Raw genomic sequence first — 11,089 nt, forward strand, 5'->3', positions numbered from 1 at the left:
CGACTCAAAACAATCTTACTTCGAGAAAAGAGAGGCGAGCGGGATGAATTGGGAAATGCTGCCGGCGCCGCGAGATGGCGGCTTCCGGATGGAAGGGTATTGGGTATGGTGCGGCTCCGTCGCGCAAGGAGAGGACGGAAAATATCACATGTTCGCTTCGCGCTGGCCAAAATCGGTGCCGATGCATCCGGGCTGGCTTCTGCAATCCGAGGTGGTCCGCGCCGTGTCGGATACGCCGGAAGGGCCGTATGCTTTTCAGGAAGTCGTGCTGCCGGCCCGAGGCGCCCAATACTGGGATGGGCGCAGTACGCACAATCCTCACATCGTGAAGCATAAAGACCGATATTTGCTGTTTTATATGGGCTCGACGCATCCGCTCAGCGATCCCCCTCCGGAAACGTTCGAAGGCTTGAACGATCCCCGGACCATCGTGGCTCGGGCGAATAAGCGCATTGGCCTCGCCACGGCACCCAGTGTGTTCGGTCCATGGACCCGGCAGGACGCTCCGATTCTCGGCGTGCGCCCCGGCAAATTCGACAGCTTCCTGACGTCGAATCCGGCGCCGAGCGTCGGCGAGGACGGCTCCGTGCTGCTGATCTATAAAGCGCGGCGATACGAAGGTAACGTTCACGGAAAAATGACCATCGGCGCGGCCGCGGCCGATCATTACGAAGGCCCGTACCGGGTGCTGCAGGAAACACCGGTTTTTCCGCCGGAGCGGTTCCATCTCGAAGATCCGTTTATTTGGCGGACCGAGCACGGCTATGAGTTAATTGCCAAGGATATGGACGGCACCGTCTGCGGCGAGAAATACGGCGGCATCCGCGCGCATTCCCGGGACGGGCTGAACTGGGAAGTAAGCGAGAAGCCCCAAGCGTACTCGCGTACCGTTGTTTGGGATGACGGGACGGTCACGACGCTCGGCAATCTGGAGCGGCCGTTTCTGCTTTTTGATACGAACGGCAAGCCCACGCATCTGTTTGCGGCGGTGTCGGACGGCGTGAAGGGCTTTTCGGATTGCAGCAACACTTGGAACCAGGTATTTCCCATAAAGATGAAATAAACCGACATGAAGCTTAAAAATCGGTCCAAAGGGGAGAAGCAAATGGCACAATCGACATTGACCTGGCAGACGATAGCTCCGGGAATATGGCGGCTGAAGGCGGGACAGCCTTCGACGCTGTCTCCCGCTTCGGTCATGAACCGGACTCCAAAAACGGCAGCTCTCCAATCAATGGGCGAAGCCGAATTCCCGTTCAATGCAGCGGATGTGAAAATAGAGCGGATCGGCGGCCGTATCGTCGTGGCACTGCCGCTCGGAAGCGAGGAATCGCTGTACGGATTGGGCCTGCAGCTTCTGAAGCTGAATCACCGCGGCCGGACGCGTTATTTGCGCGTCAACAGCGACCCGAAGCAGGATACGGGGGAGACGCATGCGCCCGTTCCGTTCTATGTATCCAGCGAAGGCTACGGGGTATATGCCGATACGTCCCGCATCGTGACGCTGTGCTGCGGCTCGTCGGTTCGGTTCGATAGTGGCCTATCCGGGAACGCGAAGGATCGTAACCGCGATTCGTCGTGGAAAGCGACGCCGGTGAGCGATCGGGTGGAAATTACGGTGGCGGACGAGGGGATAGACATTTACGTTTTCGCTGGACCGACGCCGCTGGACGCCGTTCGCCGCTATAACTTGTATTTTGGCGGTGGCGCGCTTCCGCCTCGCTGGGGGCTTGGCTTCTGGCACCGGGTGCCCAAAAGCTACTCGGCGGACGAGGTGCGCGTGGAAGCGGCGGCGTTCCGGGAACGGGGCATTCCGTGCGATGTCATCGGACTGGAGCCGGGCTGGCACACCCGCAGCTACCCGGTAACGTACGAATGGAACCGGGAGCTGTTTCCCGATCCGGAGCAATTTGTCCGGGACCTGGGAAAGGACGGCTTCAAAATCAACCTGTGGGAGCATCCGTACGTTTCGCCGGATGCGGCCATTTACGAGGCGCTTCAGCCATTTTCCGGCTCCCACACGGTTTGGCACGGGCTGGCGCCGGACTATACGCTGCCCGAGGCGCAAGCGATTTATAGGCAACAGCACGAAAGCGAGCACGTGATGATCGGCGTATCCGGCTATAAGCTGGACGAATGCGACGGCAGTGAGCTGACCCGCAACTCTTGGATGTTCCCTGCGCATGCAAGCTTTCCTTCAGGCTGTGACGGCGAGCAGCTGCGGCAGCTGTACGGCTTGCTGCTTCAGAAGATGACCGACGATCTGTACCGCTCTCATAATCGCCGGACTTACGGCTTGGTTCGTGCTTCCGCAGGCGCCGCCTCGTCGCTTCCTTACGTGCTTTATTCCGATCTGTACGATCACCGCGACTATGTCCGCGCGTTGTGCAATTCGGGCTTCAGCGGCTTGCTCTGGACGCCCGAGGTGCGAAAAGCGCGGAGCAGCGAGGATTGGGTCCGCCGGATGCAGACCGTGTGCTTCTCGCCGCTTGCCATGCTGAACGCATGGGCCGACGGGACGAAGCCGTGGTCGTTCCCCGAGGTCGAGCCCATCGTTACCCGTTACATTCGCTTGCGCATGCAGTTGCTGCCTTATCTGTATTCGACCTTCGCCAACTATTGGGCGGAAGGCGTGCCTCCGGTACGGGCCATGGCTCTGGAAGCTGGCGTGTCCGTGCGTGCGCAGGCCGGTAGCGGCCGTTTCGACTCGGATGAATTCGCCTACGGGGGCGCAGCGGATAAAGAATGGGACGACCAGTTCATGTTCGGCGATTCGCTGCTCGTTGCCCCGCTGTTTGAAGGGGAAACCGGGCGGACCGTTTATTTGCCGCAAGGCGGTTGGTACGACTTCGATACGGGGGAACGCTTCGAAGGCGGACGTACGATCAGCGTCCAGCCAGGGCTTGAGAAGATTCCGGTGTTCGTGAAGGACGGCTCGGTGATTCCGATGATGGCCGTCATGGACCATGCACCGCGCGCCGGAGAGAAGATCGACCTGGAGCTGCACCATTACGGCACGAGTCCGGGCAAGTTCCGTCTGTTTGACGACGATGGCGAGACATTTGCCTACGAGAGCGGCGAGTACCGCTGGCGCACGGCCGAAGTTGCCGTGGATGCCGAAGGCCGGAAAACGGGCACCGTCAGCGGTGTGGAACCCGGCTGGTCCTCCGCGTACAGCGAGTTCACGTGGGTGTTTCATTAATGCAAAAAGGCGCCGAAGGGCGCCTGAACTTGTTGAGAAAGTGGGCTTTTACAAAAATAGAGATGCAACGGAGATGGGGTATCCACTGGAGAAGCGATAGCGGCCGCCTTTGTCTTCGGGAAATGTCCGCTACTAAGCGGCTTCCAATCAAATTTCCCGAGGACAACAGCGGTCGGAAGTGGATACCCCATCCTATCGTAACCTCTATTGTCTCATTTTACCACTTTCTCAACACACTCTGAGGCGCCAAGCGGCGCCTTTTTGCATGCGTTTATTTCGTAAGCGGATCGGCCGCCGGTTCCTCATCGAGCTCTATCCATACGCTCGTCCATTTTTCCATTTCCCGGAAGACAGGAGCCAGAGCGCGGCCTTTGTCCGTGAGAGAATACTCGATGCGAACGGGAGTTTCCGGATACACGTCCCGCTTCACAATCCTCTCGTGCTCCAAATCTTTTAAACGCTCCGATAGCAATCTTCCGCTAATCTGAAGGGCGGTCTCGATGGTGCAGAACCGCTGAGGGCCCTTAAGCAGCTGATGGATAATAAGCCCGGCCCATCGCTTGCTGACGATCCGCATGCCTTTTTCGAATCTGGGGCACACTGAAGACTGATTCATATCCCGTCACCTCGCTATAGTTCAATTATACCTCATGATTATAAAAAATAATATAGTTGCAAACAAAAATATAGTTACTTGACATAGATAAATTATCATTATATACTAACTTACATAAAGTAACCTTATTACTTGGGGGGTAGCATGATGATTCCAGCTTTATTTTTAGCGCACGGCTCTCCGATGCTCGCGATCGAGCAGACGCCTTATACCGATTTTTTGGCGAAATTGGGCGAGCAGTACGAGCCCCGGGCGATTGTCATCTTTACGGCGCATTGGGAAAGCGAGACGTTGACGATTTCATCGACGGACGATGTCTACGATACGATCTACGATTTCGGCGGATTTCCGGATGAGCTGTATCAGGTCAAGTATCCGGCCAAAGGGTCCAAAGCAATCGCGGAGATGCTGGAACAAAAGCTGACGGCAAACGGCATCGAAGTCCGCACCGATTCAACAAGGGGGCTTGATCACGGCTCTTGGACGCTGCTTCATCGCATGTTTCCGAAAGCGGATATACCGGTAGTGCAAGTATCGGTGAATCCTTTTCTTGCCCCTGAGCTTCAATACCGGATCGGCGAGGCGATTCGCGGGCTTGGACGGGAAGGCATCCTGGTGATCGGCAGCGGGGTAACCGTGCACAATCTCCGGATGCTGAATTGGGGCCAGAAGACGCCTGAGCCATGGGCGGTCGCCTTCGACGATTGGCTGCTGGAGAAGCTGCAGTCCGGCGACTTGAATGCGTTGTTCCAGTATGCGGAGCAAGCTCCGTATGCCCGTCAGGCCGTGCCGAGAGCGGAGCATTTCGTGCCGCTGTTCATCGCGATGGGAAGCGGAGAAGGGCAAGCTCAGGTGATTCATCGGAGCTATGATTTAGGAACGCTCAGCTATATGTGTTTGCAATTTTAACAATAACGAATCGAAAATAAGGAGAGAGAACTTTTGAATAAGAAATACGAGGTTAGTCTGCTGTTAATCCGTTTGGTGCTTGGCATTTCTTTTTTGGTTCATGGCGTGGTCAAATTTCAGAGCGGAATCGGCAATATCGCCGGTTGGTTCGAAAGCATCGGTCTTCCGGGCTTTGCCGCCTATGCTGTAGGGATTATCGAGGTGGTCGGAGGAATCGCCCTGATTCTGGGCCTTGGCACACGGATCGTTTCGACTTTGTTCGCGTTGCTTATGATCGGCGCCATCGTGAAGGCGAAATGGGCCGGCGGATTTTTGGGAAGTCCGCAGATGGCCGGGTACGAATTGGATTTGGCGTTCTTCGTCATGGCGCTGGCTTTGGCTATAGCGGGCAGTTCGCTGCTATCGCTTGGCAGCCTGTTGTCCGCAGGCAACTCGAAACGTGCTGATGCGTAAATAACAGATACGAAAAAGAAGCAGGTCTGCCGATCTGCTTCTTTTTATATTCGAAAAGGTGTGCAGTCTTTTCGACATCTTTAGGATATTCGAGCTATTTCGACAAAAAGATGTAGACGGTATATAGGCCTCGTAGGTATAATATAGAAAAGAAAAGGATCAAATTGGAAAGAAGGTAAAGACTATGCAGCAAATGATCGGCACCTATGACTGGTTTTTGGTCTTTCTTTCCTATGCGATCTCGGTCCTGGCCTCCTATACCGCACTGGATATGGGCGGCAGAATCAATGCAGCACGTGGACGTACCCGGTTAATATGGCTTTGCGGCGGAGCGACGGCCATGGGGCTTGGGATCTGGTCGATGCATTTTGTAGGAATGCTTGCTTACCGGATGCCGATGGAGGTCCATTACGACGTCTCCCTCGTTCTGCTTTCCATGGTATTTGCCGTCAGCGCTTCGTATATTGCCTTGGCTGCGGTTGGGGGCAGACATTTCGGATGGCGCAATTGGACCGTCGGTGGACTGTTCATGGCCTTCGGCATCATAGGCATGCACTATACGGGAATGACGGCGATGAAGATGAACGCGGTCATTCAGTACCGTCCTCTGGTCTTGAGCCTATCCGTTGTTATCGCCGTGATCGCGTCCATGGTCGCGATGTGGCTGACCTATTATTTTCGCGATGACATCGGCAGATCCCGCATTTTCCGTAAAGTCGGCAGCGGCTTTGTAATGGGCGCGGCGATTTCGGGCATGCATTACACGGGGATGGGGGCAGCCCGCTTCATCAGTCTTGATCATATGAATTGGATGAGCAACGAGCTGAGCGTGGAAACGTCGTTGATTGCTTACGTGATCGGGTTGATGACGCTGTTGCTGCTGGGGATTGCGCTTGTGACGTCGTTCGTGGACAAAAGGCTGGCGTACCATGCGGCCAAGCTTCACGAAAGCGAGCAGCATTTTCAATCGCTGTTTGATTATAATACGGATGCGGTGTTTTCCATTGATCTGGAAGGGCGATTCATCGCCGCGAATCCGGCGGTCGAGGCGATAACGGGCTATTCTGCGGAGGAGACGGTAGGACGCAGCTTAAGCCGCATTTCGGAGCTTTGGAGTACCGATGAGCTGAACTGGAGGTTTGCGGAATCCGTAAAAGGCATCCCCCAGAAGTTCGAAATGACCATCAAGCATAAACAGGGGAAAGCCATAGATCTCAGCGTTACCTGCGTTCCCATTGTCGTGAACCGGGAGGTCACCGGCCTGTTCGGGATATGTCAAGACATCACGGAAAAGAAACAAGCGGAGCGCCGGATTAATGACCTTGCCTATCGGGACGATCTGACAGGGATGCCGAACCGCCGTTATTTGCTGGAAACGCTGAACGGACTGACGGAAGCGGACGAAGAAATCGAAATGGCGCTTCTGGTCATTGATATCGACCGCTTCAAGCTGATCAATGATTCGATCGGGCAAAAGCAAGGGGACAGGTTGCTGCGGCAGCTGTCGGACCGTTTGCACCAAGTCGCCGACGAAGGTAAAGTCATCGCGCGAATCGGAAGCGACGAGTTTGCTGTGCTGCTAAGCGGAATTGCGGGAGGAGAGAGCGAAGCAGCCGCGGAAGCGCTGCAGCTCCACGAGCGGCTCCAGCGTCCCTTTACGCTGGGGGCGCACAAAGTGCATCTCAGCCTGACCATCGGCTACGCGGTGCAGTCTGTTGCCGCTAACGGAGAAATGCTGCTGAAGCATGCCGATTCGGCGCTGTTTTATTCCAAAAAGCAAGGGCGCAACCGGATACAAGCCTATTCTTCAGAAATGGACGAGGCGTCCGAACAGAAGCTGGCGCTTGAGAACGGCTTGAGGCTTGCGCTGGAGCGCGATGAGTTCGAGGTCCACTATCAGCCGCAGGTGAATATGAAGGGGCAGGTGATCGGAGCCGAGGCGCTCGTGCGCTGGCGGCATCCCGAGCAAGGCCTCGTATCGCCAGGATTATTCATCCCGGTCGCCGAGGAAAGCGGGCTGATCCATCTGATCGGCGAACGCGTGCTGCGCATGGCCTGCCGGCAAAACAAATCGTGGCAGGAAGCCGGATTTTCACCGATGCCCGTTTCCGTCAACCTGTCGAACAAGCAGTTCGAGCAGCCGCATTTGATCGAAACGATCCGGGTAGCGCTGCAGGAATCGGGCTTGGAGCCGAAATATCTCGACTTGGAAATTACGGAAAGCATGATGGCCGCAGACGCGAATAATGCGGAAACGACGCTGCGCCGGCTGAAGCAAATCGGCGTGCAAGTCAGCATGGACGATTTTGGCACCGGCTACAGCTCGCTCAGCTATTTGAACCGGTTCCCGATCGACAAGCTGAAAATCGATCAATCGTTCGTGCGTGACATTGCCCACGGGTCCAGCGGGGCGTCGATTGTCGCTACGATTGTAGCCATGGCGCATCATCTCGGCCTGCAGGTCATCGCGGAAGGCGTGGAGACACAGGAACAGATCGACTTTTTACGGGACAAAAAATGTGATTTGGTGCAGGGCTACTATTACAGCCCGCCGCTGCCGCCGGATGAATTTGAGCGATACTTGCAAAATATGGCCCGTTCGGCTGAGCCTGCCTAACCCTTAAGCATAAGGCCTCTCACTCGTAACTCTTCAACGGCGGGGATGTTGCGAAGAGGTCTTCTTGGCGTTATACTTGTATTTTTTCCATCGGATGCTTATAATACAATTTACAATCGTTTTTTGTCACAGACATGGCAAACTTGACGAAAGTCAAGGACGCAAAGCTATAGGGACTAAGGTGTAACACGATGTCAGCCAGCTGCCGAAGGACAAGAGGAAATAGTCGAACACGGCCTCCCTTTTGGCGCTTGGGGCGGTCTTATTTTTTTATGTACAAAAACAACGGGTTGGGGGCTAGTTCGGCGTGAAAAAAATCTTGATCGTGGACGATTCGCTATTTATGCGGATGATACTGAGAAACGTAATTCAGGAATTGGGTTACGAAACGGTAGCCGAGGCGAGCAATGGACTGGAAGCGCTGACATTATACAATGAACTGAAGCCGGATCTTGTTACGCTTGATATTACGATGCCCGAAATGGATGGGATCACGGCACTGGAAGAGATCAAGAATATGGACCCCGACGCAAAAGTAATCATGGTGTCCGCTATGGGCCAGCAGGCGCTGTTGATTCGGGCCGTCTCGATGGGAGCAAGCGACTTTATCGTCAAGCCGTTCAGCAAGGACCGGGTCCGGGAGGCTTTGAAGAAGGCGTTTGCGAGCTAGGATTGACGATGCATAGGTGCAGCCGCGAAAGGAGCCGTCAGGAACGACTGCCTTTCTTTTTTGAGTTTCACGTCTTCTCTTTGGTACAATAGAATTCATAAAAGCTACTATTCGAATCAAAAGAAGGAGCTGGTCGCATGGAGATTTGGTATCATGGTCATTCCTGTGTTCAATTGACTCACGGAGGACATTCCTTAATTATCGATCCGTTTATTTCCGGGAACCGTCTGGCCACAACCAAGCCGGAGGATGTGAAGGCGGAATATGTCCTTCTTACCCATGGCCATCCCGACCACATTCTCGATACCGTGCCCATCGCGAAAAGCAATAATGCAACGGTCATTGCAACGTTCGAGTTGGCGACTTATATGAGCTGGCAGGGGCTGAACACCTTCGCGATGAATATCGGCGGCAGAACGTCGATCGGATTTGCGGAGATCGAGATGATTCAAGCGTTCCACAGCTCGGGAATCGTGCTGGAGGAAGAGAAAAAGATCATTTATGGCGGCATGCCCGGCGGATATGTAATCAAGTGGGACGGGCTGACGATTCTTCACAGCGGGGATACGGCCTTGTTCTCCGATATGAAGCTGATTGGTCAGCGCCACAAGATCGATCTGTCGTTCCTGCCGATCGGCGACGTTTTTACGATGGGACCGGACGATGCGGCTCTAGCCGCCGAGTGGCTGGGCGCCAAAGCGGTCGTGCCGCTTCATTTCAATACGTTCCCGCCGATCGTTCAGGATGCGGACCGTTTCGCCGCCGGACTTCGGGATAAAGGCATCCAGAGCCAGGTGCTGCTGCCGGGAGAAAAACTTACGTTATAGCTTGGGGGAAAAGACATCATGGATTTGAGCATCGTGCCTGTACATACAGAAGAACAGCTTCGCGACTGCTTTGCCGTACGTATTCGCGTGTTCGTGGAAGAGCAAGGGGTTTCGCCAGAAGAAGAGATGGACGATTACGATGCTTCGCCAAGCGCGGCAAAGCATTTTCTGATCTTGAATGGAAATGAGCCCGCCGCGGCTGCCCGCTGGATCATGTACGACGGGAATACGGCCAAGCTCCAGCGGATTGCCGTGATGAAGCCGTACCGCGGATACGGGCTCGGGCGTCAGATCATTCAGGCGATGGAAGAGGATGTCCGGTCACAGGGCGTTCCGGCGATCATCCTGGACGGTCAGACCCATGCAGAGGCGTTTTACGAGAAATTAGGCTACAAAACGGTTTCTACCGAGCCGTTCCTCGACGCCGGAATCTGGCACGTGCGCATGCGCAAGGAGCTGTAAAGAAACAAAATTGCATGACACGCTGATGTTCGGCGTGTTTTTTTACGTATACAAGGTGACAATAATGTCACTCATGTAAGCCGTATTTCCGTTATAATTTTTAGTAAATATTACAGCATAGGTGTGAACGACAATGTTTCAAGCTTATTTGCTTCCAATCGGCTTCGCGCTGCAGACGTTTCCGCTGCTGGCGTTCGTCTTTACGCTGCCGTTTTTAATCGTACAATACCGGAAATACGGCTATGTCAATAAAATACGCGTCATTGTCCTGTATTCTTTTCTGCTGTATTTAGTGTGCGCCCTGTACTTGGTCATCCTGCCGTTGCCGGATACCCGGCATACTTGTACCGGGACGACGGGCTCGTTCAATCAATGGATCCCGTTCCAGTTTGTCCGTGATTTTCTGCGGGAAACAGGCCTGCAGTGGAACAATCCGGCAACCTATCTTAAGGTGTTCGGGGAACGGGGATTTCTGCAAGTAGCGTTCAATGTGCTGCTGCTTGTCCCTTTGGGCGTGTTTTTGCGCTATTATTTCCGGCGCCGCATTGTGCGGACGACGGTTACGACGTTTATGGTTTCACTGTTTTTTGAAGTGACGCAGGGAACGGGGCTGTACGGCATTTACGAATGCCCCTACCGTCTGTTCGACGTAGATGATCTGATGCTCAATACGGCAGGCGGCCTGGTCGGTTATGCGATAGCTCCATGGTTGACGGCCTTTATGCCCAAAAGCGATACGCTGGACGAAGGCGTCGATCTGTCCGTTACGCGTGTCAGCTACACCCGTCGTTTTGTCGCGTGGCTGATTGATTGGGCGGTATTGTCGCCGTTCGTTCTATTTTTCCTAGGGCGGCATATGCTGCTTCCGATCGCTGGAGCGGTCCTCTTCTATTTTGTCGTCGTCCCATACTTGACCGAAGGCAGAACGCTGGGCAAGCGGATCGTGCGCATTCGCCTGAACGGAAAGGACGGCGGACTGACGCTGCACGCGCTTTTGGTGCGCTGTGTTTCGTTGTATTTTCTCATTGGCGGTCCTAATGTGCTGTTTATTGGCGGCGGAATGAACCACCTTCCTTCGATAGTGATGATCCCGCTGCTGCTTGTCGCAGGGCTGCTGAACCTTGTCTTCGGCATCCATGCGCTGCTCTGTTTTGTGCGGCGGGACCGGATGCTGTTCTACGAGCGATGGAGCGAGACGAAGCATTCGATCACGTAGAAACCCGGTTTTGAAGATGGCTTGTGGCGTCGTTGTTGAATACGGCACCGCGGCCGTCTTTTTCGTTTAGGGCGAGGTTGGAAATTTGGTTATAATTGTTTTTTCTTTTGGAAATGG

The 11,089-nt window shown here is 54.5% G+C and carries 10 protein-coding genes and 1 riboswitch; of the genes, 9 read left to right on the plus strand and 1 reads right to left on the minus strand.

Going from position 1 to position 11,089, the window contains the following annotated elements; translation table 11 throughout:
* Positions 1–43 precede the first annotated feature (43 nt).
* Entirely contained in the window at positions 44–1,063 is a 1,020-nt protein-coding gene (locus QMG93_RS25505) for a glycoside hydrolase family protein (protein WP_281941514.1), read from the plus strand.
* Positions 1,064–1,105: 42 nt separating this feature from the next.
* Positions 1,106–3,202 (plus strand): TIM-barrel domain-containing protein, encoded by a 2,097-nt coding sequence (locus tag QMG93_RS25510; RefSeq protein WP_281941516.1) that lies wholly within the window; start codon positions 1,106–1,108, stop codon positions 3,200–3,202.
* A gap of 271 nt (positions 3,203–3,473) precedes the next feature.
* Here QMG93_RS25510 and QMG93_RS25515 read toward each other — a convergent pair whose 3' ends face one another.
* Positions 3,474–3,818 (minus strand): winged helix-turn-helix transcriptional regulator, encoded by a 345-nt coding sequence (locus tag QMG93_RS25515; protein ID WP_281941518.1) that lies wholly within the window; start codon positions 3,816–3,818, stop codon positions 3,474–3,476.
* Between the two features lie 147 nt (positions 3,819–3,965).
* On the opposite strand from QMG93_RS25515, the gene QMG93_RS25520 reads away from it, so the two are divergent.
* From QMG93_RS25520 to QMG93_RS25550, 7 genes are all read left to right on the plus strand, one after another.
* Entirely contained in the window at positions 3,966–4,727 is a 762-nt protein-coding gene (locus QMG93_RS25520) for a DODA-type extradiol aromatic ring-opening family dioxygenase (RefSeq protein ID WP_281941562.1), read from the plus strand.
* A 33-nt stretch (positions 4,728–4,760) separates the two neighbouring features.
* The gene (locus QMG93_RS25525; RefSeq protein WP_281941519.1) at positions 4,761–5,180 is read left to right on the plus strand and encodes a DoxX family protein; all 420 of its coding nucleotides are present in this window, start codon (positions 4,761–4,763) and stop codon (positions 5,178–5,180) included.
* A 184-nt stretch (positions 5,181–5,364) separates the two neighbouring features.
* Positions 5,365–7,797 (plus strand): EAL domain-containing protein, encoded by a 2,433-nt coding sequence (locus QMG93_RS25530; RefSeq protein WP_281941521.1) that lies wholly within the window; start codon positions 5,365–5,367, stop codon positions 7,795–7,797.
* A gap of 126 nt (positions 7,798–7,923) precedes the next feature.
* Positions 7,924–8,007, plus strand: a riboswitch (cyclic di-GMP riboswitch).
* Between the two features lie 97 nt (positions 8,008–8,104).
* On the plus strand, positions 8,105–8,467 hold the full coding sequence (locus tag QMG93_RS25535) for a response regulator (RefSeq protein WP_281941523.1): 363 nt from the start codon (positions 8,105–8,107) through the stop codon (positions 8,465–8,467).
* 137 nt (positions 8,468–8,604) lie between these two features.
* Positions 8,605–9,294, plus strand: coding sequence for a metal-dependent hydrolase (locus QMG93_RS25540; RefSeq protein ID WP_281941525.1), 690 nt, complete (start codon positions 8,605–8,607; stop codon positions 9,292–9,294).
* Between the two features lie 18 nt (positions 9,295–9,312).
* Complete coding sequence (locus QMG93_RS25545; protein ID WP_281941527.1) at positions 9,313–9,756, plus strand: GNAT family N-acetyltransferase; 444 nt, start codon at positions 9,313–9,315, stop codon at positions 9,754–9,756.
* Positions 9,757–9,889: 133 nt separating this feature from the next.
* On the plus strand, positions 9,890–10,972 hold the full coding sequence (locus QMG93_RS25550) for a VanZ family protein (protein ID WP_281941529.1): 1,083 nt from the start codon (positions 9,890–9,892) through the stop codon (positions 10,970–10,972).
* Positions 10,973–11,089 lie beyond the last annotated feature (117 nt).

Origin of the sequence: Paenibacillus tyrphae, assembly GCF_027925525.1 — a bacterium.
Classification (GTDB): domain Bacteria; phylum Bacillota; class Bacilli; order Paenibacillales; family NBRC-103111; genus Paenibacillus_G; species Paenibacillus_G tyrfis_B.